This is a genomic window from Candidatus Anaeroferrophillus wilburensis (assembly GCA_016934315.1).
Taxonomy (GTDB): Bacteria; Desulfobacterota; Anaeroferrophillalia; order Anaeroferrophillales; family Anaeroferrophillaceae; genus Anaeroferrophillus; species Anaeroferrophillus wilburensis.
In genome coordinates this window covers 40432-62501 of record JAFGSY010000042.1, presented here as the reverse complement: position 1 = coordinate 62501, position 22070 = coordinate 40432, and the positions used below count along the sequence as shown (strand labels likewise).

Below are 22070 nucleotides of genomic sequence, written 5' to 3'. Positions count from 1 at the left end.
GCAAGTCATTGCCAGTCTCTGTCAGCAATGGGACGTGCTGGCGATTACCGACGAAATTTACGAACATATTCTCTATGATGATGCCAGCCACTATCCGCTGGCGCAGCTGGAAGGCATGGCCGACCGGACCATTACCATCAACGGCATCTCAAAAACCTTCAGCGTCACCGGCTGGCGGATCGGCTACTGCATTGCCAATGAGGCGATCACCACCAGCATCCGCAAAGTTCATGATTTTCTCACCGTGGGCGCACCGGCACCATTGCAGGAAGGGGCAGCGGAGATGATGCGCTGCAGTGATGACTACTACCGGGAGTTGGCAGCCTTTTACCGGCAAAAACGGGATTTTCTACTGGAAGTACTGAATGGATGCGGTTTCTGTTGTACGGTTCCCGCCGGAGCCTATTATATCATGGCGGATTTCAGCCGGCTGAGCAACGATGATGATGTGGCCTTTGCCCACCGGCTGGTGCGGGAAGCAGGGGTAGCCACCGTTCCCGGCAGCAGTTTCTATCCCCCCGGCTGCCATAAAAACCAGCTGGTGCGCTTCTGTTTCTGTAAAACCCAGGAAACTCTCGAGCGAGCCGCCCAGCTGCTGCAGGCAACCCTGGCTTAAAGTGTCTTGAAAAATGAGCATTTTTGCCTAAGAACAAGGCAGGCAAAGATTGTAACCGCAGGGATACAGAGAGTATTTTGAGGATTAACATTTGCGCCTAACGCCGTAATTGGGCAAAAAGGCACTTTTTCAAAGTACCCCTTAGACGGCAGCTGCCGATGCCGGGCGTTGGCTTTTCAGGTAGCCGAGCATGCCGGTCATGGTATTTTTCAGGAAATAGCGCTCCCGGGCAAAAATCTCCGGCGGCAGCTGCCTGATATTCCGGTAGACGTCGTCATGTGCCACCAGCCAGTCAAAAAGACGATCCTCCATTCCCGCAGTTCCCTGCCGGGCAGTTTCCTCCACCCCTTCCACCCAGAGCAGCAGCTGTTGGCGGCCGATGGCCAGATACTCCATCGCCGGCTCCACCAGGCCGTAATGAGCCATGACCAGGTAGCGTGGCTGCAGCGCCATGACCCGGTCGATGGATTCGAGGGCGACATCAAGCATAAACCGCGGCGGTGTTGCCGGCCGCATATAGATGCCTTGGGGAACTTCACTGCGCACCCCCACCACCTCACCGCCAAACAGCAGATCATCATAGAAAAAACAGAGATGGTGCTGGGCATGCCCCGGAGTCAGGACGGCCTTGATGCCAGTGCTGCCGATTTCAGCGGCAAAACTGATGCTGGCGGCCGGCACCGGAACAATCTCGCCATAAGCTTCCGCCATATAACCGAGAACCTTGAGCGAACCCTCCCAGAGTCTGGCCGGCTCAACCATATGACTGATGCCGTCGGGATGGCAGATAACCCGGGCGGCTGGATAATGGTCAAGCAATCTTCCCGTCCCGCCGGCATGATCGATGTGGATGTGGGTCAGGAGAATATAATCAAGGGTTTCGATCCCCAGTCGCCTGAGTTCCCCCACCAGAAACGGGATGGAGGAAAGGGGGCCGGGATCAACAAGAAAGGTAAAATCATCTCCCTGATAGACCCAGGCACTAAGAAATTTTGTAAAACCTTCCAGCTTCGGCTGGTCAAGGTCAATGCAATGCAGTCTGTTTACATCCATTTTCTTTCCTTCCAGAAATTTCTGCGGCAACTCTTTACTTTTGACATCCATTTTCTGGATGAGATGATTTTCCGAACATAAGACAGCAAAATGATTTCAGGATTCATGATGGCATGCCCTTTCGCCGCAGACCTGATCCCGGCCGCAGCAAGGCCTTTCCATGCCACAGGCCGGCCGTTCGGCAGTTCCACGGGTGCCGCCGCCGGCAATAAACCCGGTACCGCCGCTGATCAGGCGCTCCAGTTCTCCCTCGCAGCGTTCACAAGTAGTCAGCTTGACATCCGACATCTTCTGGGAAACTTCAAAGGTAAAACCACAGTTGCGGCAGCGATATTCGTAGGTTGGCATAGTAATCCCCTTATGTTTTCACAGTGCCCACGCCAGGCCCCATCTGACCCGGACAGCATGGTAGGGGCACAGTTCATGGCAGCAGTAGCAGCGAATGCAGGTGTTATAATTGATGCGCACTGAACGGTCAACGAATTTCATCGCCTGGGCCGGGCAGTGTTTGACACACACCAGGCACCGATGACAGCGGGAAGATGAAATCACCGGATTTTTAACCACCAGACGCCGGACCAGGCGGTGCAAGGGAAACGCCGCATCCCGGGATCCGCGGGCGGTTTTCAGTGGCCGGCGGTGTTCAGGGAAATCCCCGGCAACTTCTATCCGCTCAGGAATAAGCAGGTTATCATCGATAGCTTGCTGGCTGATCGGCGTCAGTTGGGGGTAATCCAGCAGCTGTTCGGTTGCATAATCCAGGGCGACACCGTCCACCGCAGCACCAAGAAGCCCGAGGGAAACCGGCACCCCGCCAGTGGGTCCCTCCCCCTCCATGGCAACAATGCCGTCAAGAATATGCAGATCAGGCTTGATAGTCTGGTATAAATCCAGGAGAATCCGGGCAAAAAGCTGCCGCTGGTGGCCGGCACGCATATGCCAATGGGCCTTGGAAAGGCCGGGAATGCAGCCGAAAAGATTTTTCACTGCCAGCGTCAGTCCCATCATACCATGGGTTTTGAGCTTCGGCAGATTGATGACCCGATCAAACTCCAGCACCGGAGCCGCCAGATTGAAGCGCTTGAGAATATGATTTTCCGGCCGCCGGCATTCCACCTGCCGTTCAAAAGAAACCACCCCAATATCCAACGCAGCGACAACCTCACGGATGCCGCTTTTTTCCAGACAGCGATCCAGCGAGGCGTATCCAGGGCTGTCGCCGATAAAAGGAGTAGCACCACAGTCACGAATGATCATGGCCACGGCCCGCACCACTTCAGGATGGGTACAAACAGCATCAGCCGCCGGCCGCGGGGCAATGAGATTCGGTTTGAGCAACACCCGTTCCCCCGGTTGAATAAATCCGTCGACTCCCAGCACAGCAATCATCTCCTCCAGAGTACGCCGCAACTTACGGGAATCATACTCCCGGCAGGTAGCAAAAACAACTGCTGCTGTTTCAGGGTTCAAGGTATGGCACCCCTCCCCGACAGAACAAGATCATGATTATTGTACTTTCTCACACAACATGGCAACCCGGCGGCCCAGCTCAAAACCGTCCCGGGCTGCGGTTTCATCGGGACTGCCCACCGAGGCCACCCCGTAATGACCGGAAGCGCTCATGGGATCACCGACAATGATCATCCCATAGATAAACATGCACTGGAGAATCGACATGATGGTGGTCTCCTTGCCGCCGGTGGGATGACCACTGGTGGCAAAGGCCGCCCCGACCTTATTTTCCATTTTTTTCCGGACACTGACAAATTCATCAAATACGCGCTTCAAATCGGCAGCCATAACACCAAAATACACCGGCGATCCGGCAATGATCCCGGCTGACTGCAAAAAATCATCCTTGGTTACTTCTGCGGTTGATTTGATCACTGCCTCTACCCCGGTCGATTGCACCCCCTCGGCAATCTTTTCCGCCAACTGTCTGGTATTGCCCCCCTGGGAATAATAAAGGATCAAAACCTGCATTGCCACCTCCCCCTGGATTTACAAAAGTTCAAACCAAGAAAGGCCGGAGGAGAAGTTTCTATCCCCGACCTCTCAAAAAAGCACCCTGTTTCATCTATTTCATATTGAGCACTTTAGCCGGCAGTAAGCTGTCATGAGTCAGGTTGCAAACCAGCAATCGCTCAATGGCAGGTTATCCATTTTCCGCATCGATAACCTCGATCATCCGGCTGCCAAAATCAGCTTCACCGGAAATCACCCGGTGCCAGCCAGGCAGCAGAGGAGTACCAATAGGGTCATCCATGAATTTTTCCGATGCCATGATCAGGGCGGCGGAGAACTGTTCCACCGCAGTAATTTCACCATGGCGGTCGAAACGCAGGCCATTGAGCTTGGCCAGGGCATCATACTTTTCAATATTCATCCGGGCAAAATTAATATAAGTCACCCGCAGGGAGCGGATAACCGCCGGGGTAAAAACGATACCGTCCTGGGACAGCAGGCGGAAAAGCGACCGGGTGATATCAATGACCATACGGCTCAGGCCGCTATAGGGATCATCATCCTTTTTGATCTCCTGGTGCTTATGTTCATAATTACTCATCAACTCCACCTGACAGACCCTGGCCGGAGTTGCCAGGCTGTAGACTTCTCCAAGGGTGGCAATTTCCAACCCCCAGTCGGGAGTTATCCGGACCTTGGCCGCCATATCGGAACGAATGGCAAATTCACCACTGAGGATATAGCGAAAACTCTCGAGAAATTCAAAAAAGTTTAAAGGGCCAAAGATCTTTTTCAAGGCCTGCAGCAGCGGGGTAATATACAGGCGGGTAACCCGACCGTACAACTGACAGCCACTGACCCGGGAATAATATCCTTTGCTGAACTCATAAGAAAGCGAGGGATTAACCAGAGGATAGACCAGCCTGGCCAGCAGCATCCGATCATAATTGACGATATCACAATCGTGCAGGGCAATCACTTTGGTATCCTTCTTAGCCAGGATGTAACCGATGGAAAACCATACGCCCCGCCCTTTCCCCTGGCAGCCGACATAAAAGTCATGATCTTCGAGGTAGGCATACAATGCCCTGATCTGCGGGCTGTCCTGCCAGATAATTTTCACGTCACAAGGGAAATCGACAAAGGCCTTTTTCACCGAAACAAACTCCTCCTCGCTGGCCCGGTCAAGGGAAAGGACAATCCGGTGGAGATAGGGGATTGTCTCCAACTGCTTGATAATCTTCGGCATTGCTTCACCGAGAAACTCGGAATAGAGGGACGGCAGCAACAGAGTCACCTTGCGGTCATAGGCATAAATCTCAATTTCGCTCTCAATATCCATCAAGGTCCGCTTGTTAAGCATCTGCAGATTGGTAATCTTGCGATTCTGAATGAAATCAGACATGGACTCCCCTCCTCAATGAACGCCTATCCCACGCCGCCAACAGCCCTGAAACCGCTTCCGACCAGCCGGCTGGACCAGCAGCTCCAGTAATTATCACCGTATCCAATGGGCATTCGGTAGCCTGACCATCCTTATGCCGCACCAGAAATGGATGGTCCACCACGGCAAGCATGGGAAAGTCGTTGGGACTGTCCCCTAAAGCTGCTGTTACCAAGGATACCCCCGATTCTTTTTCCAGGTTCTGCACCAGTCGTTGGATGGCTGCACCTTTCGATTGTTCTGCCGCCATCAGATGATAGAAACGGCCACCTCTGACGACCTGAAACCCCAACCCGGCAGCGGCAGCCATCAAGACGCCAAGATCATCACCATGATAAAGAAACGGTTCGGTGAACAGCCGCTGCCTGGCCATGGCAGCCTCCTCAATGGTGAGCCCCGTAAGGTCGGCCACTTGAACAACACTCATATCCCCCATACCCTGGAGAGGAAACTGCCGGGCCAGAAAGGCAAACCCCCGGCGTACGTCTTCATAGGGCATGCCCAGCGCCAGATACTGCTCCCCCCCTACGTATATGCCACCACCATTTTCAAAGATAAAGCGTTCATCAAGACCGATTGCTTCACTGGCAACCCTGGTTTCAGCCATGGTCTTGCTGGTTACGGCAATGACCAAAGCCCCGCGTGTATGACACTGCTCCAAGGCTGAACGGGCAGCCTCCCAAGAGTAGGTCGCTGCATCCAGCAGGGTTCCATCAAGATCGGTAAAAACAACCAGGGACATGCGCACCAAGGAAGCCGTTCAATGTTCATATCGGGATTGCCAAAGCCTATTAGAAATGTAGCAAGCTGCAGCTTCCCTGTCAAGAAGGGGAGGAAAAGGCCAGCAAACAGTGGTAAACCCGGGCCAGCAGACGGCAATCGATCAGCGCGCCATGCAGTTGCCGTCCTGAGACATCAATGGCAAAACGATGGCATAAGGCCTCAAGGCTGTTTTTCCGGCCGGGAAAAAGGCGGCGGGCCATCTGGAGCGTGTCAACCACTGCCCGGGGCTGAAATTCACCCCGCCCGGCAAGCAGTATTTCCTGGCGCAAAAATGCCAGATCAAAGGGCGCATTATGGATAACCAGGGGACTGTCGGCGATAAAGTCAAACAGTTTAGGCGCTATCTCTGAAAAAGCTGGGCAGGAGCGGACATGGTCATCTCTGATACCGTGAATCCTTGAGGCCTGCCAGTCGATGGGACGGCCCGGATTGAGACGCTGGTGAAAAACCTTCCCGTTTGGCTGACCGTTTTCCAGTTCAAGGCAGGCAATCTCGATAATCCGATGCCCCTGGCGGGCGGAGATGCCCGTGGTTTCCGTATCAAGAACTATCTCACGCATCCATTGCCTGCCAGCAGTTCAGCAATGACGCCTTCATACCAGCAGCCGAAAGGAAGCTGATCAAGAAAGCCGCAATGGCCGCCATGCGGTTGGACAAGCAGTTCCAGCTTGTCAATCTCGGGGAGATCATAAAAGTCATCAACGGGAACCACCGGATCATCAGCGGCGGTAATGACCGTCGTCGGCACCTGCAAATCCTCAAGAACACCGCCGGTAAGGGTATACTGCTCAAAATACTCCCCATAGCTGGGAAATGGGGAATAGTCAGCAATGACCCGTTCGGTCATTTCCAGACAGGTACGGCTGCCCAACACGGTGTGAAAATCATATAGTTCGGGGAAAATATTCTGCTTGATACCCAGAGATCGGCGCCATTTTTTCAGGAAGTACCAGCGATACAGGGATGACCGGTCGATAGCCCGGGTGGTTTTCAGGGGGTCGAGGCAGGGACTGATGCAGATGATCCGGCAAAGATTGTGTATGCTTCGGCACTCCCGGTGCAAACCGACCCGGAGGGCGAAATTGCCGCCCAGGGAGAAACCGACCAGGAAGCAGGAACAACCTGCTGCCAGGGAAGCAGCCTGAGAGACTCCCTGGAATACCTCCTCCCCAAGAGTACCATTAAACAAACCGGGATTAAGATGGTGACTGGAACCATGATCACGGAGATTGAGGCGAAAGATATCGTACCCCTGCCGGTACAAAAACCTGCCGGTGGCCATGACATAGGTTGAACCGGCACTCCCTTCCCAGCCATGGAGCAGGATAACCAACCCCTTGCCGCCTCCCGGTCGACGGGAGTACCAGCCCTGCAATCGCACATCATTGCCAGCATCAACCACCCATTCCAAGGCTGTGGCAGCCATCTCATTAGTCCCCAAAAGTCGTATTTTGCGATTGGCTGCTATGGTTTGCAGGTGGGGATTGGTTGCCCAGCTTGGCGGCTGGAACGGCTTGCCGGCAGAATTCATCATGTCCGTTCCCTTAGTGTAATAATCATTTCCTGCTTGATTTGATCAACAATCCAGGCACAAGCGTCAAAAGCCGGCTTCCTGGTCGCCGCTGAAACAATAACCAGTAGCACATCATCACCGGCCTGCACGACACCCTGACGGTGGACAATAAGCACTTGATGCAGGTCAAAAGTTTCGGCTGCCTGCCTGCCAATGAGCTCTAAAGCGGCAGCAGGATCGGCAACCACCGGCGCCAGGAGAACATCCCGGAAACGGGGTACCTGCTTGCCGGGATATTTCACCTTTCCATGATGAAAGACCACGGTGCCGGTAGTCTCAGGCTCACGGGCCAAAAACTGCTGATAGCTTATCTGCAGGTCAAAAGGCTGGTCGGTACAGCAAGTATTCACTGAAACGGTCATACCATCCGCTCCTTTCACTTCAGGCCATAAAGGACAAGGCACTAACCAGATCATTAAAACGAAAAGGCTTTTTCAGCACATTTTTGACCAGCGGGTAGCCATGCACCAGTTGATAGCCATCCTTGGCCAACCCGGTCATCACCACCACTGGGATATCATGGGATCCAGAACTCATCTCCTCTAAAAATCTTTCACCACTCATAGTCGGCATAACCAGATCCAGCAGAATAACATCGGGACGGTGTCCATCCAGAAACTCCAGCCCCTGGCGGCCATCTTCAGCCGTGACAACTGAGGCGCCATGGTGTTCCAGCAGCCCGCGGACTGTTTCACGGATATCAACCTCATCATCAATCACCAGCACCGTTTTGCCATCCAGCCGCAGAACTTCAGCAGTCACCGTTTCATCGGCAAGATCATGAGCATCACCAGCCACACAGGGCAACAAAATGGAAAAGGTCGTCCCCTCCTCCCCCTTGCGGCTGCTTGCCTGGATAGTACCGTCATAGTTATGGACAACAGTATAGGCAATGGAAAGGCCAATGCCGGTTCCCTTCCGGTCAGACCACTCCTTGGTGGTAAAAAATGGATCAAAAATCCGATCAATGATCGGTGCCGGGATACCCGGTCCGTTATCGGCAACCCTGGTTTCCACATACCAGCCATCACGGGCCAGGTTCAGGCGCCGGCGGTCAAAGGAATCCATATAACAGGTACTGGTGGTGATGGTTATCCGGCCATCATCCCGCAAACCGATAGCATCCCGGGCGTTGATGAGGATATTCATCAACACCTGCATGATCTGTGCTTTATCCACCTTGACAACCGAGTCCTCGGAAGCATCCCGAAAAGAAAGGCTAATATTCTTCGGCAGAGAATGGGAGGCAAGTTCAACCGTTTCCTGAATAATGACGGAAAGCTTGGTGTTGACAGAACTCGTTTTGCTTTGCCGGGAAAAATCAAGAATCTGGCGGACCAGCTCGGAAGCCCGTAAAGAAATATTCTTCAGCTTTGCCACGTACTTCTGGCATTTCTCAGTGCCGTTTACGGTTTCAAGCTCGAGCAGCTGGATATTGCCGAAGATGCCGGCCAGCAGGTTATTGAAATCATGGGCAAAACCGGAAGCCAGCAAGCCGACGGTTTCCATTTTCTGCGACTGCGCCAATGCGCGTGTTTTGATTTCAACCTCATCTTCAAGTCGCTCGGAATAACGTTCCAGCTGACGCTTCAGCCGCATTTCGTCACTAATATCACGCTGACTACAGGCATAGCCGACAATCGCACCATTCTGAATAACCGGTGAAATACTTTGCAAGACCTCAACTATCCGTTGGTCACGGGACCTTTTCCGCACGGTTCCTGACCAGAGCTCACCGTCTGCAACAGCTTTTTTTGCGGCATTCTGACTACCATCGGTTTCCATATCCGGCTGCAGGTCATCAACCAGGCAGCCCAGCAATTCGGCGACATCATAACCAGTCATCTGGCAATAGGCTTGGTTGACATAGCGATATTTTCCTTCAAGATCGGCAATATAGAGCCCATCGCCACTGTTTTCGATGGCTGCTTTGAAGACAGTAATATCCCCCCAGTATCGATGTGTCTGGCGAAACAACCAGAAGGTCACCAAACCAATAAGGACAATCAGCGACAGAGAGCCGAAGAAAAGTGGAATGAAAATAGCCTTCCCGGCAGCATAAGGGCCGGGAAGCGGCGTACCGACCATCAGGGTCCAGAGAGTTCCGCCAATGGTAACCGGTGCAAAATAGGACTCGAAGGTCAAAGCGGAACCATCCCCTTGTTCCCCGGCTAGGCAATACCGACAGTAAAACGGCTTCTGCTGCAATAACGACCGGGAAACATAGTCATGCTGTTCCTGGTCAATCAACGAAAAACGCTGCTGGTCTGCAGCCTGGTATCCCGAAAAAGCCGGCAGGGTTTTACTGTACTGGATATTCCCAATGGTGGAATAGAGCACCAGCCCCCGGTCGCTTATCAAAGCCACCAGGCGTTCATTGGCAGCCGGCAGGGACTCGAGGAAATTGGCAATAATATAATCGAAGTGAAAAGGAATGAGAATAGTACCGGCATAGAACCCGTTGACAACCACATTCTTGGAAAAAAGGACCACCGGCATCTTGACCGCATGGTCAACAGATGGGATAAACTGAAACAGTTCGGTCACCGTTGCCGCCGCCTGGCTTTCACCAACCTGCCACCAGAATTTCTGTTTCAGATGCTGCCATTCATAGACATCCTCCATCGGAATTCCCACGGGCAGCAAGCGGCCGTCCTTGCCACTGAAAAAAATTTCTTCTTCGGTATTGGCAAAAGCAACATTGCTGATTTCCGGATAGATGGCCTGCAGCAGCTGAAAGCGGGCATTCAAAACATCAATAACATCCGTTTGGCCGACATTCTCAATAGCCAGAACTGAATCAATGCTGGTGCCGATCCGCTCAAGATAGGTTTCGATCGTATCCTTGATCCGTTCGGCAACCAGAAATTGTTCTTGGTGCAGATTGGTCCGAATAGTTCCCATCACGCCACGATAGAAGCTGGCTCCGCCAAACAGAAACAAACCGAGACAGATGGAAATGAATATAAAAAACTGGAGATAATACTTGTGTCTCACCTATTCACCAGAAACCCTTTTGGCGCTACCACCAGCTAGTCCTTGCCAAGTTGACGATCATAGACAATATCAGCTCCCAGAAGAACAGTCAGGGGGATTTTAATCCCCAAACGCTTGGCTGTCGAGATATTCAGCACTACGGTCCCCTTGGGTGGACGGTCGATGGGAATCCTGCCGGCGGGCGTTCCCTGAAGAATCTGCTGCGCTTTGAGTCCGGCGTAGTACCCTTGAGTTCTGCCGGTCACTACCACACCGCACAGTGCGGCACCCATCTCCAGATAGGGGGGATGAAAGGCCACCGCAGGAATTTGCAGATGGTCCCGGGTCCAGCTGAGCAGCTTATGGTTGGACACATGATGCCCTTTGGCCTTGATTGACTCAAGATTATAGATGAACACCACCTGATCCGGGTGATTAATCTCATCAATAAGCTCCCGATAACCGGAAAACGTCCCTATCTGGGGATGAAAAACCTTTTCCCAGGGAGTCTCCCAAGGAGCTTTCTTGAGAAAATCTATCAATTTAGTGGAGGTATAGGAATCATCCGTAATGATATTCAGCGTCGTAGTCTTGAAATCATTGGCCAACAGAATAGTTTGCAGCAGAGCCGTGGTATGCTCATAATAATGCCGTTCAAGGACACCGGTTACATTGCCCCCCGGCGCCTGGCGGTTGCCTGATGCCACCAGGCCATACTCCTCCGGCTCAGTGTTGATTCCCAGAAAAACGACCGGGATATCCTGATGGTGAAAATGGGCGGCGATAGTTTTAATGGCATTATCATCACAGGTAACAATGATATCCGGCCGAAAAGAGGCGATATCGGCAAGGCATTCAGCGACCTTCCGATCGAGCCACGCCTCGCTCTGGTGACGTTTGGTATCAAGGCAGAAACTACCATAGATAATATCCATCCCGGCAAGCGCTTCGGCAATCCCCTGTTCTTCTCCCTGCTGCCAGAAATAGTCGGGATGATAGCTGTAGACAATATAAACCCGCTGAGCTGCACTGCTTAACCCCGGCAACAACAAAACCAGCCAACAATAAAAAAGCACTGCTGCTGCTTTGCGAACGATGGCCATCCACTTCCCCTTTCACCTGTATCCGGGAGCTGATGTTTAACGATTCATAGCTTAAAACTGAACACGTGCAGGCTGACATCAAGGTGGTTTAGAGCGATCTCAGCGCCTTCAATACCTGATAATACCGGGGGTGTTCCTTCACCTCATGGCAGATTTCCTGGTAACGGATCACATCCTGTTTATCAACCAGAAAAATAGCCCGGGCCAGCAGCATCATCTCTTTGATCATGACCCCGTAGGCATAACCGAAAGAGCGATATTTATAATCGGAAAAGACCTGAACCCGGTTGATATTTCTCGCGCCGCAAAACCGGCTTTGGGCAAAGGGAAGGTCCATACTAATGGTGAGTACAGAGACATCTGCCGGCAGCTGTTCAGCCTCTTGGTTAAAACGCTGGGTCTGCAATTCACATATCGGGGTATCAAGGGATGGAACAACGCTGATGAGTTTTATCCTGCCTTTGAAATCATGCAAAGAGATGGTTTTAAAATCGGCATCAACCACTTTAAACTCCGGAGCCGAATCCCCCTCTTTCAGTGCGGGGCCCAACAGGGTAACCGGGCTGCCGCCCATGGCCACCAGGCCGCTTTTTTCCATGATCATCGTTCCCTCCTCAACAGCAGATGTTCAAGTCACTTCATGTCACCATAACATTCCTAACAGCAGATCTTACAACAAAACTGATGGTGTCCAAAAACACCGGCAACGAACTTATTTTGCCGGCCGCAGGAAAAATCCCAGCAGGGCAGGAATGAGCAGCAGGGTAAAGACTGTTGACAGCGCCAGGCCGCCCAGGACGACGCTGCCCAGCCCCCGATACAATTCCGACCCAGCCCCGGGAAACAAAACCAAGGGCAGCATCCCCAGAAGACTGGTGAGGGTACTCATGAAGATGGGCCGGATGCGGGTGCGCACCGATTCGACAATCGCCTCATCGGGACCCAGCTCGCCGGTGCGGACAAAATTAAGGGCCTGGTGAACAATGAGAATGGCATTATTGACCACCACCCCCACCAGAATGATAAAACCGAGCATGGTCAAGACATCCATGGGCTGGGAAACCAAGAAACGATTCACCAGGGCCAAACCGATAAAGCCGCCGGCCGCTGCCATGGGCACACTGACCATGATGATCAGGGGATAGAAGAAATTTTCAAACAAGGCAGCCATCAACAGATAGGTGATGGCCAGCGCCAGAAGAAAATTACCCTGCAGTGCTTTGCGGGTCTGGGTCAGCTTGTCGGCGGTGCCGGAAAGGGAAACCTCCTCATCGCCGGTGATCAGTCCCATCTTTTTGACTTGGGGAATAATGGTATCAGCGATAATATCCATGGCTTTTTCCAGCGGCACCGCCTCCGGCGGCGTAACCTGAAGGGTCACCGCCCGCTTGCGCTCCAGATGGTTGATCTGGGTGGGCCCGGCGGTCTCACGGATGCTGGCCAGGGAACTGATGGGCACCTGGCGGCCTCCGGGAGTCAGCACCGACACCCCGGCAACCTGCTCCGGCGCCTGGATCATCCCGGTCTTGCTCATCAGAGTCAAATCGATCTGGTTGCGGCCCTCGGGCTTGAAGTCATCAATTTTGCGGCCATCCAGCAGCACATCAACGGTGATTGCCAGTTCCCGGGCATCGATTCCCAGGGCGGCGCAGCGGCGCCGGTCTGGAATGACCAGCACTTCCGGATTGGTCAGTTCCAGGGAGGGAACCGGCCGTATCTGGGCACCGGGGATGGCCTGACTGATCATGCCGAACATGGTTCCCCCGATGGTCACCAGCTGCTGCAGGTCGCCGCCGCGGAGATCCACCTCAATGGTCCTCCCCTTGCCAAGACCGCTTTCAAACAGTCCCCGCTGAACCGTCACCCCGAACATTCCGGGAACACCGCTGATTATTTTCTGCAGCACTGGGATAATCGTCTTGACCTTTTCAGGATGCTCAGCCTTGGCCCCGAGGAAGAGCATCTGCCCCCGGCCGACATAAAAATAGGTATCAATCCGGTCAGCACCATCAATGGCCGCCTCCTGGTAGGGACGCAGCTGCTCACCAATATATTCACCAATCGCCTGCCGCTCGGCATCGGAATAGCCAGGGGGCGGCACCAGAATGCTTAAAATCAGGTTGCGGTTGCCTTGTGGCAGGTACTCCATCTTTGGCAGCAGCAGCCGGGAAACCCCGAGGCTGGCGGCAACAATCATCACCACCACCACGATGCGGGAAACCCAGTTCCGGTTGATCCAGCCCACCAGGACGGTTATCAGGCCGCTGAACAGGGCGCCAAAACGGGAAAACAGATCACCGGTACTATCAAGAGACCGATGTCGGTGGGAAAAAAGCTGATTGGCCAGCATGGGGATCACGGTCACCGATACCAAGAGGCTCAAGGCCACCGAGCCGCAGATGGCAATAGCCAGATCCTTGAAAAGCTGGCCCGCTTCCTCGCGAATAAAGACCACCGGCAGAAACACCGCCAGGGTGGTCACCGTTGATGCCAGCACGGCCCCCCACACCTCGGTGGTCCCCTCAAGGGCAGCGGCAAAGGGCGGTTTTCCCATTTTTCGGTGCCGGTCGATATTTTCCAGCACCACGATGGCGTTGTCAACCACCATCCCCACGGCAAAAGCCATCCCGGCCAAACTGATGACGTTCAGGTTCCGGTGGCCGACGACGAGAAAAATAAAGGTCCCCACGACGCTCACCGGAATCGCCAGGGCAATGATCAGGGTCGAAGCAAAACTGCGCAGGAAAAGAAAGAGGACCACAATGGCCAGCAATCCGCCGACCATCATGTTCTGCTTCACCAGACCGATGGCGCTGTTGATGTAGGGGGTCTGGTCATAGACCCAGTCGAGATAGAGGCCCTGGGGTTCAAGAATCTCCCGATTGAGGCGTTCCACCTCCACCTTGGCCAGCCTGGTCAGGGTCAGAACGTTGGCCCCCACCTCTTTCTTGATCCCCACGGCAATCGCCGACTGGCCATCGTGTCTGATGGCCGCCGAAACCTTCTTGTGGCCGTAGGCGACGTCCGCCACATCGGCAACCCGCACCAGCCGGTCGCGATCCTCAGTAATCACCACCTCGCCAATATCCTTGGGGCTCTTGTATTCACCCACCGTTCGAACCAGATATTTGCGTTTGCGGGTGCTGACGTCACCGGCGGAGAGATTGGTGTTCTCGGCCACCAGCCGTTCGACCATCTTCCCCATGGTCAGCCCATGGATCACCAGCCGCTGGGGATCGACCATGACCTGCATCTCATCCTCGGTCCCCCCCACCACATAGAGTTCGGCAACGCCGTCAACCCTTTCCAGGTGCTGACGGATGGAATCGTCGAAATAGGTCAGGTAGGTATTGATGTCCCGGGAGTTGCCGGGCCTGGTTTTGAAGATTGTCCAGATCACCGGCGAGGCGTTGGCCCCGGAAGCGGTAATCACCGGCTTTTCAACGTTTTCCGGATAGCTGGGCACTTCATTGAGCTTGTTGGAGGTCCGCAGGAGAATATCCTTGAGGTCGGAATCGATATCGAAGGTGAGAATGATGCGGCCCAGATCGGAGGTGCTTTCGCTCTCCATCTTCACCAATCCCTTGAGCCCCTTGAGCACCTCCTCCTGCTCCTCGATAATTTCCCGCTCGATCTCATAGGGGCTGGCCCCCGGCCAGATGGTGGTGACGGTGATCTCTGGCAGCGCCACATCGGGTGCCAGCTGTATCGGCAGCCGGCTGGCGCTGAGCCAGCCGAAGAGAACAATAAAGATGACCCCCACCACCACGGTCACTGGTTTGCGGATAACCCATTCGATGAAGTTCACTGGATAATCTCCACCGGCTGGCTTGGCCGCAGCCGCTCGTTGCCCCGGACGGCAACCACCATGCCGGGCTGCAGCCCGTCAGCAACAACCAGGGCATCCTCGCCGGCATACCCCTCCACTTGGACAGGTATCGGCTGAGCCATGGCATCAGCAATGACAAACACCCGCATCTGTTCACCGCCGGTCACCAGGGCATCCCGGGGAACGGTCAGCCAGCGGGCCGGCGGCGCCGCCGGAATTTCCACCATCGCCTCCATGCCGGCAAAAACCCCATCCCCGGCCGGCAGATTGATCAGGAAAGGAAGGCTGCGGGCCTGCCGGTCGGCTACCGGCACCAGGCGGTTTGTTGTCCCGGCCAGCGGCTTGCCACCTTCCCGCAGGTAGACCAGAAACGAAGATTGTTCCCGCACATAGGCAACTGAAGCGGCCGGCACCGGGATGGTGACCACCAGCTGCCGGTCATCAATGAGACGGCAGATTGCCTGCCCGGCGCCCACCCATTCACCCACTTCCACCAGCTTTTCCACCACCAGGCCGGCAAAAGGGGCATAAATCGCCTTCTTTGCCAACTCAGCAGTCAAATGCCGGACCCTTGCCCGGCCAACGGCAATCAGGGCTTCGGTACGCCGCACCTCGTAGAACCGGTCATCAAACAACTGGCGGGCGGCAGCCTCCTGCTCAAAGAGCTGCTCAATCCTGGAAAAGTCGGTTTTTGCTTTCTCATGGAGGACGGTAAGATGCTCAATCTCCCTCGTCTCCACCTGCAGCTGCCGCTCAAGCAGATCGCCGTTGAGCCGACACAGGCAATCACCCTTCTTGACCCGTTGACCTTCGGTAACCAGCAGCTCGGCAACCACCCCATCAAGCTCGCTGGCCACCAGACTGTCCAGATCAGCCTCCACGGTGCCGGTAATGACCATCGTCCGGGCTATCTGCTGCTCCCGCACCGGGGCAACCACCACCTTGGCCGGCGGCCGTCCGGGCGGCTGTTTTTCCGCCGCTGCCAGACTGCCTGCATAGAGCAGGAAAACTGCACCACACACGAACATCACCATCCGAACTCTATCAAAGACCAGCATACGGCCCATAGTCATGCCTTTCTGTTCAGGGATAAAAAACGATTATCAGCAACCACGCAGACTACAAAGAAACCACGGTAAAAGTCAAGATTTACTAGGCAGCTGACCAGCTTTACAGCCTTTTTTCCCACCGTCTCTTGACCCGAATGACAAAGCACAGTATAGGAGAACAGAAGGATACTCCGACCGAAGGCTGGGGAGGAGCAACAGAACATCGGCACCATGCACGTTGCCGCCAAGGAAGTTGGGGAGGAGCTGAACCGTTGATACACAGTTGGCCATTCGTCAGCGCCGGCCTGGTATTCGGCATCACGGCCGGCATCTCCCCCGGCCCACTGCTGGCCCTGGTGATCAGCGAAACCCTGAACCATGGCTTCCGGGCCGGCCTTTTGGTTTCCCTGGCGCCCCTGATCACCGATCTGCCGATTATCCTGGGAACCCTGTTCCTGCTGTCCCGCTTTTCCCGGACCACACCCATACTGGGAATCATCTCCCTGGCCGGAGCGGCATTTATCTGCTACCTGGCTTACGAATGTTTTACCGCCAGCCCCCTGGAAAAAATCATCACCCCGGCAAACCGCAGCCGCTCATTGCAGAAGGGCATTATCGGCAATCTCCTCAACCCCCACCCCTATCTTTTCTGGCTGACGGTGGGCGGCCCGACCCTGCTCCAGGCCTCAAAAACAGGTTATGGCAACGCCGGCTTCTTTCTCCTGCTTTTTTACGGCGGCATCGTCGGCTGCAAGATTGCCGTCGCGGCGCTGGCCCACCACTCACGGACACAGATATCAGCCGGCGCCTTTCGTCTCATCAACTACGGTCTGGGCGCCATCCTGCTCTTTTTTGCCTTACTCTTTGCCCGGGACGGACTGCGATTGCTGGAAATGATCGGCCAAAGAGCCCTGTGAACTACAATTATCTGTTGCCGCCGACCGCAGGATGATCTCTTGTCATACAGCTCTCAGGGCTCAAATACCCTGGAGCAGCAACGGGGTTGCGTACCTTTAACAAAAACTGTTATTGTTCCAGCACAGACCACATGACACAACGGAAGGCGGTATCCGGGCGGTAGTTCAAAGCGGTTTTGGCCGCCGGACGAATCACCCGGATGGTGATTCGCGGCGGACGCCTCGGAGCCGGCCAGGACGGCCGGCGAGAATGAGCGTGAACTGCTGCCCGGATACCGCCACGGAAATGCGCGGCACCGGACAACCATTGTCAACAAGGATATCGATGATGAAAATTCTTCTCCATTGCTGCTGCGGACCCTGTGTTATCTACCCTCTGGTTCAGCTGCGGGCTGGAGGGCATGAGGTCCACGGCTGCTTCAGCAACCACATCCACCCCTACACCGAATGGCAGCAGCGCCTGCAAACCCTGCAAACCTATGCCACCGAGGTCGATCTGCCACTGATTGTCGACGACCGCTACCGGCTGCCGTACTTCCTCAGAAACACGGTCTATCGGGAAACTCAACGCTGCACCTTCTGCTACCATGACCGGCTGGAGGTCAGCGCCAAGATTGCCAAACGGGGCAAATTCGACGCCTTCACCTCCACCCTGCTCTACAGCAAATTTCAACAGCATGAACTGATCCGGGAAATGGGTGAGGCGGCGGGGAAAGCGGCAGGGATGGCCTTTTACTACGAAGACTTCAGAGCCGGCTGGAAAGCCGGCATCGAGGAATCGAAGGAGCGGCAGATGTACCGCCAGCAGTACTGCGGCTGCATCTACAGCGAGGGTGAGCGCTATCTGGGCAGGAAGTGGCTGACCGAAAACGCATAAAAAAGGCAGGCTCCCACAAGAGCCTGCCTTTTTACTGGAATATACTTCAATACTTAAACTATTTTTTCACCGTTTTCTTTCTCACCGCCACCATTGACAGCAGGCCCACCCCCAAAAGCAGCATGGTTTTCGGTTCGGGCACCGGAGTTCCGGCATAATCCGTACCATACAAAAAATTGACCTGGCTGACTACTGAATCAGGAATTTCCCCGGGCCATTCGAAGTCAAATTGAATCAGAACGGCACTTTGGACATAAGAGGCTATGGATGCGGTAACTAAATTGTCTATATTACCACCCACCAGGCCTGCCTCGGCACCATTGGGTGATGATGCACTGGGAGAAGGAAAGGAATAATCTGTATTAATGATAGTATCGGCACCAAACCCATCCCAGTCGACAGGGGCGCCGTCTTCAGGGTCAAAACCCGTTGCCGCAATACCATAATCCCCGAGGCCACCATTGATGCCGTCGATACCGGCAAGATAGCCAAATTCACCATCCATATTATACCCTGCTCCTCCGGTCACAAGGCCTTGGAGAGTTGAACCAACCGCCACTTCAACATGCGGGTTAGAAATGGAAAAACCATCAACCAGGTCGAAAAACAGCCCCGCCAAAACGGTATTGGGCACTGTGGTTGCGCCAGCAGTATTCTCGAGTAAAATATTGAACTTACCATCAGCAAAATAAAAATCCGCACTAGCACTTCTTCCTTCACTGTCAGAAGCAGTCCAAGTCCAATAATCTGAAGTACCGCCAGGCAAAATCGGCATACCATGGGATACCTGCGTTATGCCGCATAAACAAAACACGACAAAGAATATGGCTACAACTGATCTGACTTTCATACTTATTCTCCTTAGGTCTAACTTATGTAAAAAAGGTTCCTTTCCTATCGTACATAATTAAGAGTTAGCAAGAAGCAGACCAGAGATATAAAATAAAAAATTATTTTATAGTTCTTGTTATTTCAAGATGTTATAGAACAACCTTCCACAACAGAAAACGTAATACAATATATTCAGTAAAAAAGAGAAAATTTTTACCTAATTACGCTAAAGATTTTCCATTACTGGAAAATCATTGCACTGCAAATTCTTCCCGCAGCTTGTATTTAAGAATCTTGCCGCTGGCGCTGCGGGGCATGTCGGTGACAAAAATGATTTTTTTCGGTGCCTTGTAGCCGGCAATCTCCCCTTTGCAGAAGGAGATGATCTCGTCGGTGGACAACTTTTTACCCTCTTTCGGCAGGATGATGGCGGTTACCGCCTCGCCCCATTTGGCGTCCGGCAGACCGATCACCGCTGACTGGCTGACGCCCGGATGCCGGTAGAGGACATTTTCCACCTCGGCTGGATAGACGTTCTCGCCGCCGGTGATGATCATATCCTTTTTCCGGTCGACGATGTAGATGTACCCCTGGTCATCGACGGTGCACAGATCCAGAGGATAGTACCAGCCGTTGCGGAAAACGGCCTTTGTCGCCTCCTCCTTGCGCCAGTAGCCCAGAGTGGTACCCAGTCCCCGAACCTTGATCTCGCCCACCACCCCCGGCGGCACCGGCCGGTCGTCCTCATCAACCACGACGCTTTCCATATCGGCAAACGATTTGCCGCAGGAAGCAAGAATTTCGGTTTTCCCTGACGCCAAGGCCCGGGCCACATCATCGGTGGACAGGATGGTGGTCTGGCCGATGGTTTCGCTGGTGCCAAAGAGATGAATAAAGACATTGCCGAACCGTTCGATGGCTTTCTGGAACACCACCGGGGTTACCGGCGCCCCGGCAAAGTAGATTTTTTTCAGGCTGCTATGGTCGTAGCGTTCGGAATGGGGAAAATCCACCAGAAACATGAGCATCGGGGTGGCCAGCATCCCGGTGGTAATCTTGTACTGTTCCACCAGCCGGAGAAAAAGATCCACATCCCACAGAGGCATGATCACCGAGGTGGTGCCGCTGTAGACATGGTTCATCAGGGTCACTTCGCCGGTGGCGTGAAAAAGGGGGGAGGCGATGATGCCGCAGTCATCGGCATCCATCTTCAACGCCAGCGTCAGGCTGCGACCAACATGATAGAAGTTGCGGTGGATGGCCATGCATCCCTTGGGCGCCCCGGTGGTACCGCTGGTATACATGAGGGCTGCCAGGTCATCTTCAGTCACCGCCGCTGACGGCCAGCCTGTTTTGGCGGCAGCAATCATCTCTTCGTAGTGATGCCAGCCGGCCGGAGTTTTTGCCCGATCACCAATGAAAACAAACTGCTCCACGAAGGACAAGCTAGCCCGCAACTGGTCAACAACACCTACATATTCCTCGTTCACCAGCAGGACCCGCGGCTCGGCATCAGCAAGGATATCAAGAATCTCCCGGGGCGCCAGGCGGAAGTTGAGCATCACCAGCACCAGACCGGCATTGGGGATGCTGAAATAGGACTCGGCATTCTCGATGCTGTTTTTGCTCAGGATGGCAACCCGGTCACCCTTTGCCAAACCCAGATTCAGCAGGGCATTGCCCATCCTCTGGCTGCGATCGGCAAACTCCCTGAACGTATAGGAACGCTTTCCTTCAATCAGGGCGATCTTCTCCGGATTCAGCTCCACATTGCGCCGCAGCATGTTCTGCAGGGTACAGATGGTCTTCATAATCAGCATCTCCTGGTATTTGGTAAAATGATTTTTTCAGCTCATGGCATTGATGCCCAGCAGCTCCCGACCGATCATCAGTTTATGCATCTCCGAGGTGCCCCCGAGGATGGTGGCCAGCACCGCGTCCCGGTAATGGTGCTCCAGAGGATACTCGACGCTGCAGCCATAGGCCCCGTGCAGCCGGATGGCCTCCGACGCCGCCCGGACCGCCAGTTCGGAAGCCAGCCACTTGGCCGCCGACAACTCCTTGCCGTGGGACTTGCCGGCATCTTTGAGCTGGGCGGCATAGTAGAGCTGCCAGCGAATGGTCTCAATCTCAGCCGCCAGCCGGGCGATGGTTTCCTGGACCAGCTGGAAACTGGCGATGGGCTTGCCGAACTGGAGCCGCTCCCGGGCGTATTTGATCGAGGAATTCAGGCAGCTTTGGGCCATGCCCAGCGCTCCGGCAGTGATAAACACCCGGGCGGTATCAATGCCGTGGAACGCCCCATGCAAACCGCGGCCGACCTTGCCGATGAGGTTGCCGGCCGGCACCCGGCAATCAGCAAAAGCCAGGTTGGCGATATCGCTGGTCCGGCCGCCCACCAGCTCCACATGCTCATAGGATAGTCCCGCGGTCTCCTTCTCCACCGCCAGCAGCACCATCCCCTTGGTACCCAATGACTTGTCGGTCTGGGCCAGCACCAGGATCACGTCGGCAAGCCGGCCGCCGGTGACAAAATTCTTGGTGCCGTTCAGTACCCAGTGGTCACCATTGAGCTTGGCGCTGGCTTCAATGGCGGTGGCATCGCTGCCGGCATTGGGTTCAACGGTGGCGGTGGCAAAAAGCAGCTTCCCCCGGCACAGAGGCGGCAGGTACTTTTCTTTTTGTTCATCGCTGGCCGCGTGCATGATAATGGTGCCGCTGAGCACCGCGTGGCCCACCGAACCCAGGGCCATGGTCCAGCTCACCCGGCTCAGCTCCTCCCAGATGATGGCACAGGAGAGGTAGTCAATCCCGCCGCCGCCATACTCTTTGGGCAGATGGGCACCCAACAGCCCAAGATCGGCTAGTTTGCCGATAAGTTCCCGGTTCACCTCCTGCTTCTCTTCATAGTCCCGCAGGGAAGGCAGCATCTCCTGCTCAGCGAATTTGCGGGTCATCTCCCGCAGCATGATTTGTTCTTCACTCAGCTCAAAGTTCATCTGATTTCCTTTCCCTCAATGGCATGTGATCATCATGGATCACGCTGTTCGGGGG

General features: G+C 54.4%; 20 protein-coding genes. 3 read left to right on the top strand and 17 right to left on the bottom strand.

Annotated features, from left to right (window positions below):
* On the top strand, positions 1–616 hold a 616-nt coding region (locus tag JXO50_11025), incomplete at its 5' end, for a pyridoxal phosphate-dependent aminotransferase (protein MBN2333622.1).
* A gap of 141 nt (positions 617–757) precedes the next feature.
* Here JXO50_11025 and JXO50_11020 read toward each other — a convergent pair.
* From JXO50_11020 to JXO50_10955, 14 genes are all read right to left on the bottom strand, one after another.
* The gene (locus JXO50_11020; GenBank protein MBN2333621.1) at positions 758–1669 is read right to left on the bottom strand and encodes an MBL fold metallo-hydrolase; all 912 of its coding nucleotides are present in this window, start codon (positions 1667–1669) and stop codon (positions 758–760) included.
* 96 nt (positions 1670–1765) lie between these two features.
* A complete protein-coding gene (locus JXO50_11015) occupies positions 1766–2017 on the bottom strand; it encodes a zinc ribbon domain-containing protein (protein ID MBN2333620.1) in 252 nt (83 codons plus the stop codon).
* Positions 2018–2035: 18 nt separating this feature from the next.
* Positions 2036–3139, bottom strand: coding sequence for a DUF362 domain-containing protein (locus JXO50_11010; GenBank protein MBN2333619.1), 1104 nt, complete (start codon positions 3137–3139; stop codon positions 2036–2038).
* 36 nt (positions 3140–3175) lie between these two features.
* Complete coding sequence (locus tag JXO50_11005) at positions 3176–3652, bottom strand: flavodoxin family protein (GenBank protein ID MBN2333618.1); 477 nt, start codon at positions 3650–3652, stop codon at positions 3176–3178.
* Between the two features lie 172 nt (positions 3653–3824).
* Positions 3825–5039: a glycosyl transferase gene (locus tag JXO50_11000; protein MBN2333617.1), complete on the bottom strand. Its 1215-nt coding sequence runs from the start codon at positions 5037–5039 to the stop codon at positions 3825–3827.
* The gene (locus tag JXO50_10995; protein ID MBN2333616.1) at positions 5032–5820 is read right to left on the bottom strand and encodes an HAD-IIB family hydrolase; all 789 of its coding nucleotides are present in this window, start codon (positions 5818–5820) and stop codon (positions 5032–5034) included. Before JXO50_10995 ends, JXO50_11000 begins: the two co-directional genes overlap by 8 nt.
* A gap of 79 nt (positions 5821–5899) precedes the next feature.
* Complete coding sequence (dnaQ, locus tag JXO50_10990) at positions 5900–6421, bottom strand: DNA polymerase III subunit epsilon (protein MBN2333615.1); 522 nt, start codon at positions 6419–6421, stop codon at positions 5900–5902.
* Positions 6409–7395 carry an alpha/beta fold hydrolase gene (locus tag JXO50_10985; protein ID MBN2333614.1) on the bottom strand — a complete coding sequence of 329 codons (987 nt, stop codon included), beginning with the start codon at positions 7393–7395 and terminating at the stop codon, positions 6409–6411. Before JXO50_10985 ends, dnaQ begins: the two co-directional genes overlap by 13 nt.
* Positions 7392–7796, bottom strand: coding sequence for a molybdenum cofactor biosynthesis protein MoaE (locus JXO50_10980; GenBank protein MBN2333613.1), 405 nt, complete (start codon positions 7794–7796; stop codon positions 7392–7394). Before JXO50_10980 ends, JXO50_10985 begins: the two co-directional genes overlap by 4 nt.
* A gap of 19 nt (positions 7797–7815) precedes the next feature.
* Entirely contained in the window at positions 7816–10431 is a 2616-nt protein-coding gene (locus JXO50_10975; protein MBN2333612.1) for a response regulator, read from the bottom strand.
* A gap of 35 nt (positions 10432–10466) precedes the next feature.
* Positions 10467–11513 carry a hypothetical protein gene (locus JXO50_10970; protein MBN2333611.1) on the bottom strand — a complete coding sequence of 349 codons (1047 nt, stop codon included), beginning with the start codon at positions 11511–11513 and terminating at the stop codon, positions 10467–10469.
* A gap of 88 nt (positions 11514–11601) precedes the next feature.
* Positions 11602–12117, bottom strand: a complete 516-nt coding sequence (gene tpx / locus JXO50_10965; GenBank protein MBN2333610.1) for a thiol peroxidase — start codon at positions 12115–12117, stop codon at positions 11602–11604.
* A gap of 108 nt (positions 12118–12225) precedes the next feature.
* On the bottom strand, positions 12226–15321 hold the full coding sequence (locus JXO50_10960; protein MBN2333609.1) for an efflux RND transporter permease subunit: 3096 nt from the start codon (positions 15319–15321) through the stop codon (positions 12226–12228).
* Positions 15318–16364: an efflux RND transporter periplasmic adaptor subunit gene (locus JXO50_10955; GenBank protein MBN2333608.1), complete on the bottom strand. Its 1047-nt coding sequence runs from the start codon at positions 16362–16364 to the stop codon at positions 15318–15320. Before JXO50_10955 ends, JXO50_10960 begins: the two co-directional genes overlap by 4 nt.
* A 182-nt stretch (positions 16365–16546) precedes the next feature.
* Between JXO50_10955 and JXO50_10950 the strand changes: the two genes are divergently transcribed.
* Both JXO50_10950 and JXO50_10945 read left to right on the top strand, forming a co-directional pair.
* Positions 16547–17308 (top strand): LysE family translocator, encoded by a 762-nt coding sequence (locus tag JXO50_10950; GenBank protein ID MBN2333607.1) that lies wholly within the window; start codon positions 16547–16549, stop codon positions 17306–17308.
* A 328-nt stretch (positions 17309–17636) separates the two neighbouring features.
* Positions 17637–18185, top strand: coding sequence for an epoxyqueuosine reductase QueH (locus JXO50_10945; GenBank protein ID MBN2333606.1), 549 nt, complete (start codon positions 17637–17639; stop codon positions 18183–18185).
* A gap of 58 nt (positions 18186–18243) precedes the next feature.
* Here JXO50_10945 and JXO50_10940 read toward each other — a convergent pair whose 3' ends face one another.
* From JXO50_10940 to JXO50_10930, 3 genes are all read right to left on the bottom strand, one after another.
* Positions 18244–19035, bottom strand: a complete 792-nt coding sequence (locus JXO50_10940) for a PEP-CTERM sorting domain-containing protein (protein MBN2333605.1) — start codon at positions 19033–19035, stop codon at positions 18244–18246.
* A 232-nt stretch (positions 19036–19267) separates the two neighbouring features.
* Entirely contained in the window at positions 19268–20827 is a 1560-nt protein-coding gene (locus JXO50_10935; GenBank protein ID MBN2333604.1) for a long-chain-fatty-acid--CoA ligase, read from the bottom strand.
* Positions 20828–20863: 36 nt separating this feature from the next.
* The gene (locus tag JXO50_10930) at positions 20864–22015 is read right to left on the bottom strand and encodes an acyl-CoA dehydrogenase family protein (GenBank protein MBN2333603.1); all 1152 of its coding nucleotides are present in this window, start codon (positions 22013–22015) and stop codon (positions 20864–20866) included.
* Positions 22016–22070: the final 55 nt, after the last annotated feature.